Source organism: Mesorhizobium sp. M0854, from assembly GCF_040319815.1.
Lineage (GTDB): Bacteria > Pseudomonadota > Alphaproteobacteria > Rhizobiales > Rhizobiaceae > Mesorhizobium.
This window is the reverse complement of sequence record NZ_JAMYOL010000098.1, coordinates 1-514: the sequence shown is the minus strand read 5'-3', so window position 1 is coordinate 514 and position 514 is coordinate 1. Positions and strand designations below refer to the sequence as shown.

At 66.1% G+C, this 514-nt stretch carries 1 protein-coding gene; it reads right to left on the bottom strand.

Annotated elements, in window-relative coordinates; translation table 11 throughout:
- Positions 1-514 (bottom strand): IS630 family transposase (locus tag NKH99_RS32700; protein ID WP_353017999.1); only part of this gene is annotated, 514 nt, incomplete at both ends.

The window sequence follows — 514 nt, the reverse complement described above, 5'->3', positions numbered from 1 at the left end:
GCTGGGTGCGGTCGAGCGCCTGGATCTGGCTCTTCTCGTCGACCGACAGCACGATGGCGTGAGCCGGCGGATCAACATAGAGGCCGACGACGTTGCGCAGTTTGTCGACGAACTGCGCATCGTTGGAGAGCTTGAACTGGCGCCAGCGGTTGGGCTGCAGCCCGTGCGCCTTCCAGATGCGGCGCACCGCGCTGGCGCTGACGCCGGCCATGGCCGCCATCATGTCGGCGGTCCAGTGCGTCGTCTCGCCCGGCGGATCCTGCATCGTCAGCGCCACCACACGCTCGGCGACTTCAGGCCCGAGAGGCGGAATGCGCGAGGGCCGTGTCTTGTCGCGCAACAGCCCTTCGAAACCTTCCGCGGCGAAGCGCTCCTGCCAGCGCCACACGCAGGTCTTGGACTTGCCGGTTTGCCGCATGATCTCGACGGTGCCCGCGCCGTCGCTGCTCAACAGAATGATTTCGGCGCGCCAAACATGCTTCTGTGGCGCATTGCGATCCCTGATCAGTGCGCT